We start from the raw sequence: 18,944 nt of genomic DNA, 5'->3' as shown, positions 1-18,944 counted from the left end.
CCTTTTGCAGGATTGTCACAACCCCTGCGCTTTAACACAAATAACATGTAACACAGATTGTTCTTTTACTCATTTGCATTATACTATCCATGCTAATTAGCTAATTTGTTCATCAGGGAGCGGTATCTTGAAAAGTAAAATTCTTGCAATTTTTGCTGCATCATTAATATGCTCTACCGCCGCGCAAGCTGCGGACCAGACGTGGACCTTTAGTTTTACCGGCTTCTACAATGATGCGACGCAATCGTTCGACAACACTTATTCGATCGGCGGCGCGTTCACCGGCAGCGATCGCAATGCCGACGGCACGATCGATGGCGGCGAAATCTCCAGTTTCATCGTCGATGGCGTGGACTACGCCAATTGCTCCAACCCAGGCATTCCTTATTTCCACTGCGGCCTGTCGGCTTTTTCCTATGCCCACGGCGCCCTGAACTTCGGCACGACGATGTCGTCCTCCGACCCTGAGGGGATTGTTTCCCGCGGCCAGGAAATCACCAGCGGCGTCCAGGAATACCGCTATATGAACGCGCCGTCCGGCTGGAGCGACAATACCATGCACTGGACTGCGGACACCCGTTTCGACCTGACTTCGCCGGTCCCCGAGGCGGACACCTATGCGATGCTGCTGGCCGGCTTCGCCACCCTCGGCGTGCTGGCGCGTCGCCGCCGCAACGCCGCCTGAGCAGGGGCCTCTGACCTAGCGGCCGGGCCACGCCCGGCCGTTGCCAGCGTTCGAAGCGACGCGCCCGGCCATCATGGCTGCAATAAATGGCGCGCGTGAGCCGACTATCGGTACAATGCGTGCTTTACTCACCTAATCGGCGGGCTCGCATCACGCAGCGCGTTCCGATCTCCTCATTCTACTATGGCAGTCATCTCTCTTTCCTCAGCGCAACTGGCGTTCGGCCACGTCGCGCTCCTCGATCATGCTGAATTCTCGCTGGAAACCGGCGAACGCGTCGGCCTGATCGGACGCAACGGCACCGGCAAGTCGTCGCTGCTGAAAATCATCTCCGGCCGCTTCAAGCTCGACGACGGCCTGCTGGTCATGCAGCAGAACATCAAGATCGCCTATGTCGAGCAGGAACCGGTGTTCGATCCCGAGATGACGGTGTTCGACGCCGTCGCGTCCGGCATGGGCGAGCTGCCGGCGCTGCTGAAGGAATACGATGCGCTGACCGGCCAGTTCGGCCAGGGCAACGACGACGCCGTCATGGAGCGCATGCACGACGTGCAGGTGCTGCTGGATGCGGCCGACGCCTGGAGCCTGCCGAACAAGGTGGAAACCGTGCTCGACCGTCTGAACCTGACCGGCGACATGCTGATGAAGACGCTGTCGGGCGGTATGCAGAAGCGCGTGGCGCTGGCGCGCGCGCTGGTGTCGGCGCCGGACGTGCTGCTGCTGGACGAACCGACCAACCACCTGGACTTCACGTCCATCATGTGGCTCGAAGGCTTGCTGCGCGATTTCAAGGGCAGCGTGCTGTTCATTACCCACGACCGCTCCTTCCTCGACAACGTCGCCACCCGCATCATCGAGCTCGACCGCGGCCGCCTGCTGTCCTTCCCCGGCAACTTCACCACCTACCAGGCCCGCAAGGCCGAGCTGCTGGAGAACGAGGAAGTGGAAAACGCCAAGTTCGACAAGGTGCTGGCGCAGGAGGAAATCTGGATACGCAAGGGCGTCAAGGCCCGCCGCGTGCGCGACGAAGGCCGCGTGCGCCGCCTGGAAGCGCTGCGCCTGCAGCGCGCCGCGCGCCGCGAACAGCAAGGCCAGGTCAAGCTGGAGGTGGCGTCGGGCGAGCGTTCCGGCAAGATCGTGGCGGAACTGGAAAACATCAGCAAGAGTTTCGGCGACCGCGTCATCGTCAGCAATTTCACCGGCACCATCCTGCGCGGCGACAAGGTCGGCCTGATCGGCGCCAACGGCGCCGGCAAGACCACGCTGCTGAAAATGATCCTGGGCGAGCTGGAACCGGACAGCGGCAGCGCCAAGCTGGGCACCAAGCTGCAGGTGGCGTACTTCGACCAGATGCGCACCCAGCTCAACGAGGAAGCCAACCTGATGGAAACCATCGCCCCGGGCAGCGACTGGGTCGAAGTCAACGGCGCCCGCAAGCACGTGATGAGCTACCTGAACGACTTCCTGTTCGCGCCGGAACGCGCGCGTTCGCCGGTCAAGTCGCTGTCCGGCGGCGAGCGTAACCGCTTGCTGCTGGCACGCCTGTTCGCCAAGCCGGCCAACTGCCTGGTACTGGATGAACCCACCAACGACCTCGACATTGAAACCCTGGAGTTGCTGGAAGAGTTGTTGGAAGATTACCCGGGCACCGTGTTCCTGGTCAGCCACGACCGCACCTTCCTCGACAATGTGGTCACCCAGGTCGTCGTGGCCGAAGGCGGGGGGCAGTGGCGCGAATTCGTCGGCGGCTACAGCGACTGGGAGCGCGTGCGCACGGTGGCCGCCCCGACCACCCCTGCCAAGGCTGCCGCCAAGGTCGAAGCGGCGCCTGCCGCTGCCGCCCCGGCCGCCAAGCAGCGCAAGCTCAGCTTCAAGGAGCAGCGCGAGCTCGACGAGCTGCCGGCACTGATCGCTCGTCTGGAGGACGAGCAGACCGCGCTGGCGCTGCAGCTGTCCGATCCCGATTTCTACAAGAAAAACGCGGCCGAAGCCAAACGCGTCAATGGCCGCATGGAAGAGATCGAGACGGAATTGCTGGCCGCTCTGGAGCGCTGGGAAACAATCGAGTCCAATACCCGCGCATAGCTGCGCACGGTAGCAACAAAGTAGGGCCGTTTTGTTGTAGTATGTGCATGGTTTTGAGCTGACGTTGGACGTCGGCAATTTTCTTTTTATTTCGCACACACGGGACCCGCATGCGCTTCGCCTTGATCACGCCGTTTTCCTCGCCGCCTGCGCTGCCGTCGCAGCCGGGCGCCGCTGCCGGGGAGGGCAGGGCCCGTGTTTGAGCCGGCGGCGCTGCGCCGGGTCCTGCCTTTTTTTGTCTATCTCGCCTTCATCTTCGTTGCCGACATGGCCGAGCGTCTCGGCCTTGGCCCGGCGGAACTGCGCTGGCTGTATCCAGTCAAAATCCTGGCGGTCGTCGCGGTGCTGGCCTGGTGCTGGCACAGCTACGAGGAATTGCGCGACTGGCGCCTGGGCTGGGGCGGCTGCGCCCTGGCGGTGGCGGTCGGCCTGCTGGTGCTGGTGCTGTGGATTAACCTGGACGCCGGCTGGATGCAGGTTGGCACGTCGGCCGGCTACGACCCCCGCACCGATGGACGGATCGACTGGCTGCTGGTGGCGATACGCATCGCCGGCGCGGCCCTGGTGGTGCCGGTGATGGAGGAGCTGTTCTGGCGTTCTTTCCTGATGCGCTGGATCGCCCAGGGCGACTTTCTGCGGCTGGATCCGGCGCGCGCCGGGCTGAAAGCGGTGGTAATTTCGGTGGTACTGTTTGGGATTGAGCACAATCTGTGGTTCGCCGGCATGGTTGCCGGCGCAGCCTACAGCCTGCTGTACATGCGTAGCCGAAATCTATGGGCGCCCATCGTGGCGCACGGGATCACCAATGGAGTACTGGGCGTGTGGGTTGTGATGACCGGCCAGTGGACTTATTGGTAATATTCAAGCAGTGATACATTGATCAGACAAAGAAAACGATAATGCATAGTCCTGTCCAAACTACTTCCCGCGGCCAGAAGCCGCTGCTGCGCCTGCTGCCGCTGGCGATCCTGGGCCTGGCCGCGCTGCCCGCGCACGCCGAGCTGAGCGATACCATTCATCCGTTTGTTGCTGCCACGTACACGCATGACGACAATTTGTTGCGTCTGGATGACAGTATCCCGAACTTTTTCGGGCCGCGTGGCGACAGCATGCGCCAGCTGCAAGTGGGGGCGCTGTTCGAGCGCCCGATCGGCCGCCAGGTGCTGAGCGGCCACGCCAAGGTGTCGAAAGTCGCCTTCGAGCACTACGATTCCTTCAACTACGATGGCCGCGACTATCTGGCCGACTGGCACTGGCGCATCGGCAGCCACCTCGACGGACATGCCGGCCTCAACTACGTGCAGACGCTGACCCCGTTCAACGACTACCATTCGACCGAGCGCAATCTGCGCATCCAGCGCCGTTCTTACGGCGACATCAACTGGCTGTTCCACCCGAGCTGGCGTGTCCATGCGGGTTACGAGCGCAACCGTGCCGAGTACGACCTGTCGGTGCAGCGCTTCAACAACCGCACCGACACCACCACCGACGCCGGCATCGATTTCCTGGCCTCCAGCTCGTCGCGCGTCGGGATCTTGCTGCGCCATGTGCGCGGCGTCTACGAGTTGCCGCGCTTCTCGGGCGGCCAGCTGTTCGACAACGGCTTCGAGCAGGACGAGATCAACGCCAACGTCAACTGGGTGTTCAGCGGAACCACGCAGTTCCAGCTGCTGGGCGGCTATGCCCGCCGCACGCACGCGGCGCTGACCTCGCGCGATTCCAACGGCCCGACCGGCCGCGCCACCTTCATCTGGTCGCCGGCGACGCGCCTGCGCCTGACGTTCTCCGGCTGGCGCGTGTACGAGGCGGTCGAGGGCAACGTCGTCAACAACAGCTTGAACAAGGGCGCCAGCGCCTTGGCGTCGTGGGACTTGACGACCAAGATCATGGCGACGGCGCGCGTGCAGCGCGAGCGGCGCGACTTCAACGCCGCCTCCGGCGCCCAGTTGCCGCCGGGCGCCAGCGACAGCGGCAACTCCCTGCAGGCCGGCCTGACCTATATGCCGACCGAGCACTCGCAGATCAGCCTCAACGCCAATCGCCAGCGCCGCACCGGCAGCCCGCTGGTCGGTTCCGGCAGCTACCTGGCCAACACGATTTCGCTTAATGGCAGCATTCAGTTCTAGAAGAAAAATATGACGGTCAACGATATCCCCTTAATTTCGTTCTTCCAGCGGGTGCTCGACCCGCTGCTCATCATGGGAACGTTATACCTGTTTTCGGTGGGCTTCAACCAGCCTTTCACCGGATACGACCTGATCCTGATGACCTTATCGTATTTCATCACCTCGTCGGTGTACCAGCACGTCGACCCCTACCGCACCTGGCGCAGCGGCCGCATGTGGGCCTACGGCCGCGACGTCATCGTCGGCTGGGTGATCTCGGCGGCCATCCTGATCTTCCTCGGCATGGCCAGCGGCCTGACGCGCCACTACAACGCGCGCCTGGTGCTGGCCTGGTTCGTGGCGACGCCGTTCCTGCTGCTGGCCAGCCACCTGGCGGTGCGCAAGCTGGGCAGCTCGCCCGGCAATGCCAGCGAAGTGCGCTCGGTGATCATCGTTGGCGCCAACGACGTCGGCCTGAAGTTCGCCTCGACCATCGAGAAGAACCCCAACCTGTTCATGGCCGTGCGCGGCTTCTTCGACGACCGTACCGAAGACCGCCGCCCGCCCGGCATGCAGCACCCGATGCTGGGCAAGATGGTCGACATCCCCGGCTTCGTCCGCGAAAACAACATCAAGATGATCTTCATCAGCCAGCCGATTTCGGCCCAGCCGCGCATCCGCACGCTGGTCGACGAGCTGCAGGACACCACCGCCTCCGTGTACTTCTTGCCGGACATCTACATCTTCGACCTGATGCAGGCGCGCTTCGACAACGTCGGCGGCATGCCGGTGATCGCCATCTGCGAAACGCCGTTCACCGGCTTCAACAGCATGATCAAGCGTGTCAGCGACATCGTGCTGGGCACGCTGATCCTGATCGGCCTGCTGCCCATCATGCTGGTCATCGGCCTGAGCGTGAAGCTGTCGTCGCCGGGGCCGGCCATCTTCCGCCAGCGCCGCTACGGCCTGTACGGCGAGGAAATCATCGTCTACAAGTTCCGCTCGATGACGGTCAGCGAGGATGGCGCCAAGGTGGTGCAAGCCACCAAGAACGACCAGCGCGTGACGCGGGTCGGCGCCTTCTTGCGCAAGAGTTCGCTTGACGAACTGCCGCAATTCATTAATGTGTTGCAGGGGCGGATGAGCATCGTCGGGCCGCGCCCGCACGCCGTGGCGCACAACGAGCAATACCGCAAGCTGATCAAGGGATATATGTTGCGCCACAAGGTCAAGCCCGGCATCACCGGCTGGGCCCAGGTCAACGGCCTGCGCGGCGAAACCGCCACGCTGGACAAGATGGAGGCGCGCATCCAGTACGACCTGGACTACCTGCGCCGCTGGTCGCTGCTTCTGGACCTGTGGATCATTGCCCGCACCGTATTGGTTGTTGCCCAGCGGGAAAATGCACATTGAGCACCCGGCGCCGCGTCAGATTGTGGCGCTTTTAAAAATAAACAGGGTTGTCTAACGTAAAATTAAGTGTCATTCTTTATAATAACGCAATACCTCGTTCCGGGCTTCAGGCTGCCCGCTTTTTAGAATGTACTTGGAAGGAATAATTTTGAACGCTACTACCGGTGTTGTTGTACGCAAGGATGTCCCATCGAAACAGCGCGTACTGTGCGCTGCACTGCTGCTGGTCGCTGCGGCAGGCCTGACTGCCTGCGGCGGCAGCAAGGATAAAAAGCCTGGCCAGTCGCTGGCCAGCGTCAATGGCGAGGAAATCACGATCACCCAGCTGAACGAGGAACTGCAGCGCGCGAACGTGCAGGCCGCCCAGCAGGAAGCCGCCAGCAAGCAGTTGCTGGAGTCGCTGATCGACCGCCAGCTGCTGCTCAACGAAGCCGCCAAGGACAAGCTGGACCGCGATCCCAAGGTGGTGCAGGCGATCGAACGCGCCAAGGCGCTGATCATTGCCCAGTCGTATATGCAAAAGCGCGTCGGCACCATCACCAAGCCGACCAAGGAAGAAATCGCCGAGTACTTCAACCAGCACCCGGAATTCTTCTCGCAGCGCAAGCAGTTCGACATGCGCGAACTGATCATCGCCACCAGCGCCATGACGCCTGAGCTGAAAACCGCGATGGACGGCGCCAAGTCGCTGGAAGAAGTGGCGACCTGGCTGGACACCAACAAAGTGGCGTTCACCCGCGCCCAGATCGCCCGCACCACGGCCGACCTGCCGCCTGAGCTGAGCAGCAAGCTGCAGTCGCTGCCCAAGGGCCAGCTGTTCATCATCAAGGAAGGCGAGCGCAGCCTGCTGATCCAGATCACCGATATCAAGGATGCGCCGCAGACCCTGGCCGCAGCGGAAAACCAGATCGGCCAGTTCCTGTTCAACAAGAAGAGCAAGACCGCCGCCGACGCCGAACTGGCCCGCCTGCGCGCCGCCGCCAAGATCGAGTACCTGAACAAGTCGGCCGCCTCGGCCAGCGCTTCGGCCTCGGCCGCGGCATCGGCGCCAGCGTCGGCGCCGGCCGCCGCGGCGCCGGCAGCGAGCGAAGCCGATTCGAACGCGCGCGGCGTGGCCGGTCTCAAATAATAAGTAGCAGTGTTTTTATAACTAGAATGGAATGGGCGAATCATGAAGCGACTTGCAATGTGGATGGTGGCCGGCATGCTGGCCTTGTTGGCGCAGACCGCCGGCGCGGCTGATGTGCTGCTGGGGGCGGGCGATGTGGTCAAGGTGTCGGTGTACGGCAACCAGGACTTGTCGCTGGAGACCCGCGTCAGCGAGGCCGGCACGATCACCTTCCCGCTGATCGGCACGGTCGAGCTGGGCGGACTGACGGCGGCGGCGGCGGAAAAGAAGATTGCCGGCATGCTGGAAAGCGGCGGTTTCATCCGTAAAGCCCAGGTCAACCTGCTGGTGACGTCGCTGCAAAGCGCCCAGGTGTCGGTGCTGGGCGCGGTCAACCGTCCTGGCCGCTATCCGATCGAAGGCAAGCGCACCCTGATGGACATGCTGGCGCTGGCCGGCGGCTTCGGCGGCGACGGCGGCGATGTCGTCAGCCTGATCCGCAAGCGCAACGGTGTCACCACCAAGGATACGATCGACGTCGTCGACATGGTCCGCGGCAACGACTTCAACCGCGATTTCGAAGTCATGGGTGGCGACATCCTGTACGTCGAGCGCGCACCGCGCTTCTACATCTACGGCGAAGTCCAGCGCCCAGGCCCATTCCGCCTGGAACGCCAGATGACGCTGCTGCAGGCGCTGAGCACCGGCGGCGGCCTGACCCCGCGCGGCACCGAGCGCGGCATCCGCATCAAGCGCCGCGACGCCAAGGGCGTGCTGCAGGTGATCGACGCCAAGCAGGATGACCTGGTCCAGGTGGACGATGTGATCTATGTGAAAGAAAGCCTGTTCTAACGCCGGCTCTGCCGTCGTTGTCTAGCCTACGTATTTTGAAAAGAGAGTGGCCATGAATTTTTCCCAGTTTTTCCTGATTTTGCGCGCGCGAAAATGGATATTTCTGATTACCTTGCTGGTGACAGTCACCGTTACCGCCGTGATCAGCCAATTGCTGCCTAAGACGTACAAGGCCACCAATTCGTTGCTGCTCAACTACAAGGGGGTCGATCCCCTGACCGGCATGGCGATGCCCAGCCAGCTGTTGCCCGGCTTTATGGCGACCCAGGTCGACATCATCACCAGCAAGAACGTCGCGCTGCGCGTGGTGGACCAGCTCAAGCTGGCGCAAAGCCCGGCGGTGGTGGCCCAGTTCAATGAAGCCACCGGCGGCCAGGGTTCGGTCGAACACTGGCTGGCCGATCTGCTGCTGACCAAGCTGGAAATCGTGCCGTCGCGCGAGAGCAGCGTGATCGACGTCAGCTTCAAGGGCAGCGATCCGCAGTTCGTCGCGGCCGTGGCCAACGCCTTCGCCGAGCAATACCAGCGCACCAGCATCCAGCTGAAGGTCGACCCGATGAAAAAGGCGTCGGCCTACTTCAACGAGCAGACCAAGCTGTTGCGCGACAATGTCGAACTGGCGCAGAGCCGCCTGTCGAAGTACCAGCAGGAACACGGCATCGTCAGCGTCGACAACCGTCTCGACGTCGAATCGAACCGCCTGAACGACCTGTCGGCGCAGCTGGTTGCCGCCCAGGGCCAGGCCATGGAAGCGGCGTCGCGCCGCAGCATGGCGCAGGGCACGCAGTCGGCCGAGTCGCCGGACGTGGCCACCAATCCGCTGATCCAGAACCTGAAGGTCGGCCTCGGCGCCGCCGAGACCAAGCTGGCTGAACTGGCACAGCGCCTGGGCACCAACCATCCGCAATACCAGAGCGCCAAGACCGAGGTCGAGAAGATGCGCGGCGAACTGGCGGTGCAGATGAAGATCACCTCCAACAGCGTCGGCAACAACGCCGCCATCCTGGCCCAGCGCGAAGGCGCGATCCGCGCCGCGCTGGCCGAGCAGAAGAACAAGGTGCTGGAACTGAACCGCACCCGCGACGAAATGAACGTGCTGGCCAAGGATGTGGAAAGCGCCCAGCGCGCCTTCGACGTCACCTCGCAGCGCTTCTCGCAGACCAAGATCGAGGGCCAGTCGGACCAGTCCGACATCTCGGTGCTGAATCCGGCCATCGTGCCGGTGGCGCCGGCCGGTCCGCGCGTCCTGCTCAACACCATGCTGGCCGCCTTCCTGGGTTCGCTGCTGGGCCTGGGCTTCACGCTGCTGGCTGAAATGATGGACCGCCGCGTGCGTTCCGGCGACGACCTCGGCGACGTGCTGGGCATCCCGGTGCTGGGCACCATCGAATGGAATGCGCCGGCACAGAAACGCTTCCGCGCGATCAACTCCGTTTTGCCGCGCAATATGCGCTTGAATTAATATGGACGACAAGATGAATCAGCAATCGACCCCCATCATTTCCCCGGTGGTGCAGCCGGCCCGCGATTCCAGCATCGGCGGCTTGCTGCTGGAGTCCGGCAAGATTTCGCCGGAGAACGCCGAGCGCGTCTTGCGCATGCAAAAAGAACTGGGCATGCGCTTCGGCGAAGCGGCCATGCGGCTGGGACTGATCACCGAAGAAGACATCCAGCAAGTGCTGGCGCGTCAGTTCGATTATCCCTACCTGCTGCAAGGCGAGAGCAAGTACGCCAACGAACTGGTGGCGGCCTACAAGCCGTTCAGCCAGCAGGTGGAACAGTTGCGCGCCGTGCGCAGCCAGCTGATGCTGCGCTGGTTCGCGCGCGGCCGCAAGGCGCTGGCCGTGGTCGGCATCAACCCGGGCGACGGCGCCAGCCTGTTCGCCGCCAACCTGGCCATCGTGTTCTCGCAGCTGGGCGAAAAAACCCTGCTGGTCGACGCCAACCTGCGCACCCCGAAGCAGCAGCAGATCTTCAACATCCAGTCGCGCCAGGGCCTGTCGGACATGCTGGCCGGCCGCGCCGGTCTCGACAGCATCGCCAAGATCGAATCCTTCGTCGCGCTGTCGGTGCTGGGCGCCGGCACCTTGCCGCCCAACCCGCAGGAACTGCTGAGCCGCGCCTCGTTCGCCGGCCTGGGCAATGAACTGGAGGCGAATTTCGACGTGGTGCTGTACGACACCCCGTCGTTCTCCATGGGCTCGGATGCGCTGGCGGTCGCGTCGCGCATCGGCGGCGTGCTGCTGGTGGCCCGCAAGAACCACACGCAGGTGGCCGACATCCACGCGATGCAAGAGCAGATGGCGCACAGCGGCGCCGAGGTGGTCGGTTCGGTGCTGGTCGACTTCTGATGAAACCCATGACGCAGACCAACAACAAGACGGGTATCGCGATGCCGTCCCGCACCATCGTGCTGGAGTGGGCGCCCATAGTCTTCGGCTTCCTGTTGCTGTTTGTGCCCACCATGGTCACGTTCAGCGACGTCTGGGTGCACGAAGACCAGGCCCACGGCCCCATCATCCTGGCGTTGTCGAGCTGGCTGATCGCGCGGCGCGGCAAGGACATCCTGGCGCTGCCGCCGGTCAGCGGCGTGCCGGTGCTGGGCGGGCTGTGCTTTGTGGCCGGCATGCTGTGCTACATCGTCGGCCGTTCGCAGGAAGTGCTGGCCGGCGAAATGCTGGGCTTCATCTTCACGCTGGCGTCGGTGATCCTCATCAAGTTCGGCGTGCGCGCGCTGCGCATCGTCTGGTTTGCGTTCTTCTTCATGCTGTTCATGGTGCCGCTGCCGGGTACGCTGGTGGCGATGCTGACCATGCCGATGAAGATGGCGGTCTCCTATGTGACCGAACACCTGCTGTTCTGGGTCGGCTATCCGATCGCCCGCAGCGGCGTGATCCTGCAGATCGGCCAGTACCAGCTGCTGGTGGCGGACGCCTGCGCCGGCCTGCAGACCCTGCTGGCGCTGGAGTCGCTGGGCCTGTTCTACCTGAACGTGGTGCAGCACACCTCGGCGTTCCGCAACATCGTGCTGGCGATCCTGATCATTCCGATCTCGTTCACCGCCAATGTGCTGCGCGTGATGACGCTGACGCTGATCACCTACTACTTCGGCGACGCGGCGGGGCAGGGCTTCCTGCACGGCTTTGCCGGCATGGTGCTGTTCGTCAGCGCGCTGGTGCTGATCCTGAGCCTGGACACCTTCCTGCAATGGCTGGTGCGCAGGCATGAATTGAAACGTGGCGCAGGCTTAAAGGCGGTCGTATGAACAAATCTATCGTCACCGGAGTGGTGTTGTGCGGCCTGATGGTGCTCACCTCGTGGACCGCCCAGGCGGTCAAGCCGACCACGCGCCTGTCGGACCTGCACCAGAAAATCGTGCTGGCCGACGTCATCCCGACCAGCTTTGGCGGCTGGACGGAAGACGTCAACCAGGTGTCGGCGGTGATCAATCCGCAGGTCGACGCCGAGATCAAGAAGATCTACGCGCAGACCCTGTCGCGCACCTATGTCAACAAGGAAGGCGAGCGCATCATGCTGTCGATCGCCTACGGCACCGACCAGCGCGACAACCTGGCCGTGCACTATCCGGAAGGCTGCTACGGCGCCCAGGGCTTCAATGTCTCGCCGGTGCATTATGAGAGCATGAGCTCGCGCACCGGCGAGATCCCGGCCACGCGCCTGGTGGCGTCGCTGAACAACCGGGTCGAACCGATCACCTACTGGATCGTGGTCGGCGAAAAGGCCGTGCGCAATTCCTGGGAACTGAAAAAAGCCCGGCTGTCGTACGCGCTCGATGGCCTGATCCCCGACGCGACGCTGATACGGGTGTCGAGCATCAACGCCGACAGCGCCGTGGCTTACCGCCTGCAGCAAGGCTTCGTCGATGAAATGCTGGCTGCGGTGTCGCCGACGATGCGCGCGCATTTCAGCGGCCACGCGCATTGAAACCGGGCCGTTTGAAGCGAAAGCGATATGAATTTCTTTAGAAAACAAGCCACGCCCGCGCTGCCGTCGGGCGGCTACTATGCGCCGCGCCGCAAGCGTATCCTGCCCACCCTGCCTGCCATGCTGGCCGGGCTGGCCCTGCTGTTGGTGGCCGCCTTTGCCGGCCTGATCGCTCCGATGGGCGGCGTCAAGCTGACGCTGGTGTTTGCCGGCATGCTGCTGGTGATCCCGGTGGTGTGGTTCCTCAGCGCCAAAAACCTGCTGCCCATCCTGCTGGTGTTCATTTTCCTGATCCAGGGGCCGTGCGCCAGCATCCTGCACATCCGCGCCATCCTGTGGGTCGGCAGCTGCCTGGCTTTCCTGTTCCTGCTGCGCACCGTGCTGGAAATCCTGCTGACCAAGCTCGGCCGGCGCATGCCGAATGTGCCCTGGGGCGGCGCCGCCGGCATCGTCATCGCCGCCGCGATTTACCTCGGTTTCTTCTTCTTCGGCATGGCCATCGGCAAGGCGACCAAGTTGCAAATGCTGTCGTCGATCCGTTTCGGCGTGCCGATGTTCGGCGTGCTGATGGTGCTGGCGTTTACGCCGTTCACGGAAAAGCGCCTGCTGATCATGTGGCGCCTGATCATCGGCATCATGCTGCTGCAATTGCCGGTGGTGTTTTACCAGCACTTCTGGGGCATGGGCCTGATCGGCTGGGATGCCGTGGTCGGCACCTTCGGGCCCGGCATGAGCGCGGTGATGGTGGTGTTCTCGATCGCCGCGCTGATCTACTCGCTGGCCTGCTGGTCGCGCGGCCTGATGCCGTTCTGGCAGCTGGCCGTCTTGTTCGTGTTCGCCATGGCCAACATGCTGCTGGGCGAGGTCAAGGCGATCGTGTTCTGGATGCCGCTGGCGCTGGTGCTGACGCTGCGCACCCGCCTGCTGCGCAATGTCGGCACGTTCATCGCCTACGGCTGCCTGCTGGTGGTGTTCATGGCGGGAACGTTCGCCGCCTACAAGGCCATGTACTGGGGCGAGCAGGGCTCGTCCGGCAACACGGTCGAGCAAAAGCTGCAGCATACCGGCGGCTATTTCTTCGACCCGTATGAAATCCAATACGGCACCGGCGAAGTGGGGCGCTTCGCCTCGCTGTACATCTGGTACCGCGATCCGACGCCGGACGCCATGGGCCGCCTGATCGGCTTCGGCCCCGGCGCCAGCGCCGACGGCGAATCGACCGGCCGCGGCGTGATCGCCATGCGCTACCGCCCGCTGCACATCGACTCCACCACGCTGACGGCGCTGCTGTGGGACCTGGGCATACTGGGGGCGATCAGCTTCGTGCTGATACCGGTGCTGGCGGTGCTGGCCGCGGTCAGGTATCTGCGGCGCGGCGGCGGCACCCTGCACCAGCAGGCGATGGTCGATGCCAGCGCGGTCACGCTGGTGCTGATGATGACCACCCTGATCTACAACCGCACCTTGCTGGTGGAGACCTCCAGCCAGCTGCTGTTCCTGTTCTGCGCCGGCTGCATCGTGCAGATGTGCCGCTTCAGCGCGGCCAAGGCGCCGGCCCCGGCGCCGGCCGCCGCCAAGCGTCCCTACGGTCCGTCGTCCGCCATGCGGGCGCTGCCCGTGGCCGGAGGCGCGCGTCATGGTTGATGTGCACGCCCGCATGCAATCCCTCGATGGATTGCGTGCGGTATCGATCCTGCTCGTGGTCTGTTCGCACGCCTGGCTCAGCCACATCATCCCCGGCGGCCTGGGGGTGACGATCTTCTTCTTCATTTCCGGCTTCATCATCACCCGCGTGCTGCTGGCCGAATACGCGGCCACCGGCGGCGTGTCGATCCATAAGTTCTATGTGCGCCGCCTGTTCCGCCTGATGCCGGCGCTGACCGTGTACCTGCTGGTGTCGCTGCTGCTGATGGCGGGCACCGGCCAGCCGCTGAAGCTGATGGATTTCGCCGCGGTCCTGCTGTATTTCGCCAACTTCTACCAGGTGTTCGTCGGCTTCGCGCAGGACACCCTGATGTCGCCGCTGCGCATCACCTGGTCGCTGGCGATCGAAGAACACTATTATTTCGTCTATCCGGCGCTGTTCGCCGCGCTGGTGGCGCGGCCGCGCGCCTTCCTGCAGCTGATCGCCGCCTGCGTCGTCGCCGTGCTGTGCTGGCGCCTCTACCTGGTCTGGTCGATGGGGCTGAGCGAATTCACGGTGGTGCGCATCTACATGGGCACCGACACCCGGGTCGACGCCATCTTCTTCGGCGCCGGCTTTGCGCTGCTGTGCGCGAACTTCGCGCGCGTCGACACCGCCTTGCGCGGCAGCGTGGCGTTCTGGTGCGGCGTGCTGCTGCTGCTCAGTACGCTGGCCCTGCGCAGCGACCTGTTCCGCGAAACCATACGCTACACGCTGCAGGGGATTGCGCTGGCGCTGATGTTCAACCGCCTGCTGTTTGTCGACTCCGCGGCCAGCCGCGTCTTGTCGCTGCCGCTGATGTCGTATATCGGGCGCATCAGTTACTCGCTCTACCTTTATCATTGGCTGATGCTGGGGCTGGTGACCATGCTGATGCCCGGCTATAGCGTGCCCGCCAAGTGGGCGGTCTTGATGCCCCTGTCTTTCCTTTCGGCCCATCTGTCGTATCGATATGTGGAACAACCCTTCCTACGCCTCGGCCGGACGCTGCTGGCGAACAAGCAGCCGCTGGGCCTGGCATGAACCCATGTTGCAACAGTGAGGCTGTGTGAGCAGAAAAAGCGGTAGTAATTTACTTAAAAACAGTGTGTTGTCTTTCCTGCTCAATGTATCGAGCACCGCCATCGGATTCTTTGCCATTCCGATTACGCTGAAGATCATGGGCATCGAGCTGTACGGCAGCTTCATCTTCATGCAATCGGTGGCGATGATCGCCTTCACGCTGGTGACGGTGCAGTACTGGCAGGGCTTGCTGGTCGAGCTGCCGGGGAAGATCTCGTCGGTCGCCGTGCTCAAGCAGCAGATCGGCCGCAGCCTGCTGTTCGAGCTGGCCGGCATGGCGACCGCCTTGCTGGCCGTGCTGGCGCTGATGGTGCCGGCCCTGCACATTTCGCAGGTCAGCGGCTTCGGCCCGCTGGATGCGGTGTTCATCGTGCTGTCCATGCTGTTGCCGTCGCTGGGTTCGCTGGTGGCGTTTTATCGCCTGACCAATAAATACCAGGTCTTGCTGATGGCCGGCGTCAGCGCCAACCTGCTGCGCCTGGTGATGCTGTACGGGGCCGCGCACTGGAGCCCGACGCCGTCATCGGTGATCGTCTGTTATGCTTTGCCCGAGCTGTGCCGGCTGACCTATCTGGGATTGCTGATCTACCGTAAGCCGGCGGGGCCGGTGGAGCCGTCCGACGCGCCGCTGGACCAGCGCGCCGTGCTGTCGACCGGGAAGTGGAGCACCTTGCTGGCGGTGGCCGACCTGCCGGTGGCCTATATCGACAAGGTGCTGGTGGGTGTGGCGCTGAGCCCGGAAGCGCTGGGCGTCTACAATATTTTGAAACGGCTGTATGCCATCATTTCGATGGCCACCGCCCCGGTGTACACCAACTCGATCCCCGAGTTTTCGCACAAGCTCAATGTCGGCGACCGCGCCGGCGCCTTTGCGCTGTGGCGGAAAACGATTTTGATCCTGTTGCCGGTGGCGACACTGATCGGCCTGACGGCCTTCCTGTGCCGGCCGATCTGGGTGCCCATCATCTATCGCGGGCTGGCCCAGTACGACCTGGAGCTGTTCATCATGATGCTGACGGCGGTGATAGGCGGTTCCTTCATCACCACCCACGCCTTCTACTGGGCGCTGGGCAAGAAGAAGGCAACCTCGGTGGTGACGGTGTGTTCGAACCTGTTGTACATGGCGGAGTTGCTGGTGCTCAGCCACTATTTCGGCATCACGGGCGCCATCAGCGCCTTCCTGCTGCACGTGAGCCTGGTGGTGGTGATCAAAGTTATCCTGGTATTGAAAGAGAAAGCGGTCAAATGATTCCAAAGAAAATCCATTATTGCTGGTTCGGCGGCAAGCCTTTGCCGGTGATGGCCCAGCGCTGCCTCACCTCGTGGAAAAAATTCGCCCCGGAATACGAGATCATCCTGTGGAACGAATCGAACTCCGATATCGATAACGAGTACTGCCGCCAGGCCGCGCGGCAGCGCAACTGGGCCTTCATTTCCGACTGGGTGCGCTTCGACATCCTGGCCCAGCACGGCGGCGTCTACCTCGACACCGACATCGAGCTGATCAAGCCGCTGTCGACCATCCTGAGCGACGACCGTTTCTGCTCGGCCTGGGAAAGCCCCGGGCTGATGGGCGCCGGCTTCATCGCCGCCGTGCCGCACGACCCCATCATGCAGCGCGCGCGCCAGCTGATCCTGGAAAACCTGATACCGATCAAGAAATTCGCCACCGCGCCGCGCGTGCTGATGCGTGCCGTCGACGACGCCGCCGGCGGCCGGCCGCTCAACATCCTGGCGCCGCCCAGCTTCTACCCCTTCAACCCCTTCGACGACAACAACCCGCTCAACGCCGGCCAGCTGCTGTATTCGGACATCGTCGACGAAACGGTGGGCATCCACCACTATGCGTCGTCGTGGGATTTCAAGGACCGCAACCGCTTCCTGCGGGTGTTGATCGAGAAACTCAGCCCGCGGCCCGACTGGAGACTGACGATTGACTTCTGAAGCCCAGCAAAAGGAATGCCTGGCCCTGGTCTTCCTGCCGGGGCGTGAACTGTCGCGCTTCCCGGACCAGATGGCGCGCTTCGACTTTTTGCGCCGCCACTACCGGGTCTCCACCGTGCTGAGCTCGGCCGGCACCGGCGTGGCCGGCAGCCGCCGCACCGACATCATCGCGCAAAGAAACCCGCTGCTGTTTTCGCTGCAAGCCGCCTGGAAGCTGCTGTGGGCCAGGCGCGACTACGATTTCATCTACGTCATCGGCCTGCCGGCCGTGACCACCTTCGCCTTCTATCGCCCGGCCTGCCCGATCGTGGCCTACGCGCCCACCCATTTCGAGCAGAGCTACGGCCCGGAACGGCGCCGCCCGTTCAAGCTCAGCGCCTGGCTCAAGCTGAGCACCTTCCTGCGCGGCCTGGCGCGGGTGGATTCGGTGATGGCCATTTCGCGCCAGCTGGCCGCGCTGTACACCGGCCGCACGCCGCGCGTGTCGCTGATACCGATGGGGGTCGACCTCGGCCTGTACCGCGCCAGCGCGCCGGCCGTCTCGGCGGACGGCCGCCTGCACATCGTCTATCCGGGCTCCGGCGGCGAGGGCAGGGGACTGGACCTGGTCGTCGCCTGCGCCCGCCGCCTGGTGGCCGAGGGCGTGCCCGCCACCTTCCACCTGGTCGGCTGCGAAGACCCCGTGCTGGAGCGGGCGCTGGCGGCCGAGCCGGCGCTGGCCCAGGCCATCCGCGTCTACGCGCCGATGCCGTATGCCGAGGTGGTGCGCCTGTACGGACAGATGCAGGCCGGCGTGTCGCTGCTGGCGGGCAACCCGTTCTACTCGGCCAGCCCGCCGCAGAAAATCTTCGAATACATGGCGGCCGGCCTGCCGGTGTTGTGCAACGATTTGGTTACCCATACCGACTATGTCGGCGACAATGCGGTGGTGGTCGACTGGAGCGCCGACGCGCTGTTCGACGGCGTGCGCCGTCTGCACGCGCAGTATCCGGCCTATCTCGCCGCCGCGGCCGCCCAGCGCGCCCGCCTCGACGACTATGCGCACACCACGGTCGAGCGCCGTTTTGTTGACGAACTGGAGATCGATCTCCACTAGACATCACTGTTCCCAGCCCCCGAATATGATGACAGACCATGAACAAAATTGCCTATCTAGTCCTAGCCCATGATCAGCCCGCGCTGTTCGGCCGGCTGATCGCCGCGCTGCAGCACGACGGCGCGACGGTCTACGCCCATATCGACGGCAAGCAGGACGCGGGACCGTTCCGCCAGGCTGCCGGCGCGCTGCCGGTGCGCTTTCTCGACGCCCCGGTGGCCGTCAACTGGGGCGGCTACTCGCAGGTGGAAGCCATGCTCAAGCTGCTGGAGGCGGCCGCCGGCGGCGGCCACGAGCATTTCATCTTCCTCAGCGGGCGCGACTACCCCCTGCGCCGCGCCGACGAGCTGCAAGCGCTGCTGGCGCGGGACCCGCAACGCAACTTCATCAATTTCTACGCGCTGCGCAAGGGCACGGACTTTTCCCGCCTGATCGAGGTGTACGCTTTCCGCGACTTTTACGCGCGGCTGCGCACGCCGGCCGTCAAGAGCGTGGTCCTGTGGCTGGTGCGGGCGGCCAACCGCGTGCTGCCGGCCAGGCGCTTCGTGCCCGGCCTGCGCCCCTACCGCGGCTCGACCTCGTGGTGCCTGAGCGCGGCGGCGGTGGCCTATCTGCTGGACTTCGTGCGCCAGGAAAAAAACGCCCCGGTGCTGCGCTTTTTCCGCTCGGTCACGGGCGCCGACGAAATCTTTTTCCAGACCATCCTGCTCAATTCGCCGCTGGCGCCGCGCTGCAGCGGCTACGACGACGCCGTGCAACACCAGAGCGCGATGAACGAAAACAAGGTGTCGCTGCACTATATCGACTGGGATCCGGCGCGCGAAAACCCGGCGGTGTTGGAAGCGCGCGACTTTGCGCCGCTGATGCAATCCGGAAAATTTTTCGCCCGCAAGTTCGACCAGGCCCGTTCGGCCGAGCTGCTGGACAGCATAGATCGTGCGCGCCGGGGTGTGCCGGCGTAATAA

General features: G+C 63.6%; 17 protein-coding genes. All 17 read left to right on the top strand.

The genetic code is table 11. The features are described 5' to 3' along the window. The first annotated feature begins 127 nt into the window (after positions 1-127). The 17 genes from GEV01_RS10885 (at position 128) to GEV01_RS10805 (ending at position 18,941) form a co-directional block, all read left to right on the top strand. Positions 128-685: a PEP-CTERM sorting domain-containing protein gene (locus GEV01_RS10885; protein ID WP_152804224.1), complete on the top strand. Its 558-nt coding sequence runs from the start codon at positions 128-130 to the stop codon at positions 683-685. 183 nt (positions 686-868) lie between these two features. Beyond that, positions 869-2,770 carry an ATP-binding cassette domain-containing protein gene (locus GEV01_RS10880; RefSeq protein ID WP_152804222.1) on the top strand — a complete coding sequence of 634 codons (1,902 nt, stop codon included), beginning with the start codon at positions 869-871 and terminating at the stop codon, positions 2,768-2,770. Positions 2,771-2,965: 195 nt separating this feature from the next. Further along, positions 2,966-3,628 carry a CAAX prenyl protease-related protein gene (locus GEV01_RS10875; protein ID WP_328595487.1) on the top strand — a complete coding sequence of 221 codons (663 nt, stop codon included), beginning with the start codon at positions 2,966-2,968 and terminating at the stop codon, positions 3,626-3,628. 41 nt (positions 3,629-3,669) lie between these two features. After that, positions 3,670-4,896 carry an XrtB/PEP-CTERM-associated polysaccharide biosynthesis outer membrane protein EpsL gene (gene epsL, locus GEV01_RS10870; RefSeq protein ID WP_152804219.1) on the top strand — a complete coding sequence of 409 codons (1,227 nt, stop codon included), beginning with the start codon at positions 3,670-3,672 and terminating at the stop codon, positions 4,894-4,896. A 9-nt stretch (positions 4,897-4,905) separates the two neighbouring features. Next, positions 4,906-6,288, top strand: a complete 1,383-nt coding sequence (locus GEV01_RS10865; protein WP_008446392.1) for an undecaprenyl-phosphate glucose phosphotransferase — start codon at positions 4,906-4,908, stop codon at positions 6,286-6,288. 148 nt (positions 6,289-6,436) lie between these two features. Then, positions 6,437-7,417, top strand: coding sequence for an EpsD family peptidyl-prolyl cis-trans isomerase (locus GEV01_RS10860; protein WP_152804217.1), 981 nt, complete (start codon positions 6,437-6,439; stop codon positions 7,415-7,417). Between the two features lie 42 nt (positions 7,418-7,459). Further along, positions 7,460-8,248: a polysaccharide export protein EpsE gene (epsE, locus tag GEV01_RS10855; RefSeq protein WP_152804216.1), complete on the top strand. Its 789-nt coding sequence runs from the start codon at positions 7,460-7,462 to the stop codon at positions 8,246-8,248. A 52-nt stretch (positions 8,249-8,300) separates the two neighbouring features. Continuing rightward, on the top strand, positions 8,301-9,710 hold the full coding sequence (epsF, locus tag GEV01_RS10850; protein WP_152804214.1) for a chain length determinant protein EpsF: 1,410 nt from the start codon (positions 8,301-8,303) through the stop codon (positions 9,708-9,710). 13 nt (positions 9,711-9,723) lie between these two features. Then, complete coding sequence (epsG, locus tag GEV01_RS10845) at positions 9,724-10,599, top strand: chain length determinant protein tyrosine kinase EpsG (protein WP_152804212.1); 876 nt, start codon at positions 9,724-9,726, stop codon at positions 10,597-10,599. Next, positions 10,599-11,513, top strand: coding sequence for an exosortase B (gene xrtB / locus GEV01_RS10840; RefSeq protein WP_152804211.1), 915 nt, complete (start codon positions 10,599-10,601; stop codon positions 11,511-11,513). Before epsG ends, xrtB begins: the two co-directional genes overlap by 1 nt. Then, entirely contained in the window at positions 11,510-12,193 is a 684-nt protein-coding gene (gene epsI, locus GEV01_RS10835) for an exosortase-associated protein EpsI, B-type (RefSeq protein WP_152804209.1), read from the top strand. The genes xrtB and epsI overlap by 4 nt, the downstream gene beginning before the upstream one ends. Before the next feature lie 27 nt (positions 12,194-12,220). Continuing rightward, positions 12,221-13,837 (top strand): hypothetical protein, encoded by a 1,617-nt coding sequence (locus GEV01_RS10830; RefSeq protein WP_152804208.1) that lies wholly within the window; start codon positions 12,221-12,223, stop codon positions 13,835-13,837. Further along, positions 13,830-14,900, top strand: a complete 1,071-nt coding sequence (locus GEV01_RS10825) for an acyltransferase family protein (protein WP_152804206.1) — start codon at positions 13,830-13,832, stop codon at positions 14,898-14,900. The genes GEV01_RS10830 and GEV01_RS10825 overlap by 8 nt, the downstream gene beginning before the upstream one ends. A gap of 25 nt (positions 14,901-14,925) precedes the next feature. Continuing rightward, positions 14,926-16,188 carry a lipopolysaccharide biosynthesis protein gene (locus tag GEV01_RS10820; protein WP_328595486.1) on the top strand — a complete coding sequence of 421 codons (1,263 nt, stop codon included), beginning with the start codon at positions 14,926-14,928 and terminating at the stop codon, positions 16,186-16,188. Next, positions 16,185-16,883: a glycosyltransferase family 32 protein gene (locus tag GEV01_RS10815; RefSeq protein ID WP_152804203.1), complete on the top strand. Its 699-nt coding sequence runs from the start codon at positions 16,185-16,187 to the stop codon at positions 16,881-16,883. Before GEV01_RS10820 ends, GEV01_RS10815 begins: the two co-directional genes overlap by 4 nt. Next, on the top strand, positions 16,873-17,979 hold the full coding sequence (locus tag GEV01_RS10810) for a glycosyltransferase (protein WP_152804201.1): 1,107 nt from the start codon (positions 16,873-16,875) through the stop codon (positions 17,977-17,979). The genes GEV01_RS10815 and GEV01_RS10810 overlap by 11 nt, the downstream gene beginning before the upstream one ends. A gap of 38 nt (positions 17,980-18,017) precedes the next feature. Then, a complete protein-coding gene (locus GEV01_RS10805; protein WP_152804200.1) occupies positions 18,018-18,941 on the top strand; it encodes a beta-1,6-N-acetylglucosaminyltransferase in 924 nt (307 codons plus the stop codon). The last annotated feature ends 3 nt before the right edge of the window (positions 18,942-18,944 follow it).

Origin of the sequence: Rugamonas rivuli (assembly GCF_009380165.1) — a bacterium.
GTDB classification, from domain to species: domain Bacteria; phylum Pseudomonadota; class Gammaproteobacteria; order Burkholderiales; family Burkholderiaceae_D; genus Rugamonas; species Rugamonas rivuli.
Note: the sequence above shows the minus strand (reverse complement) of the source record. Positions and strands in the feature narration are given on the sequence as shown.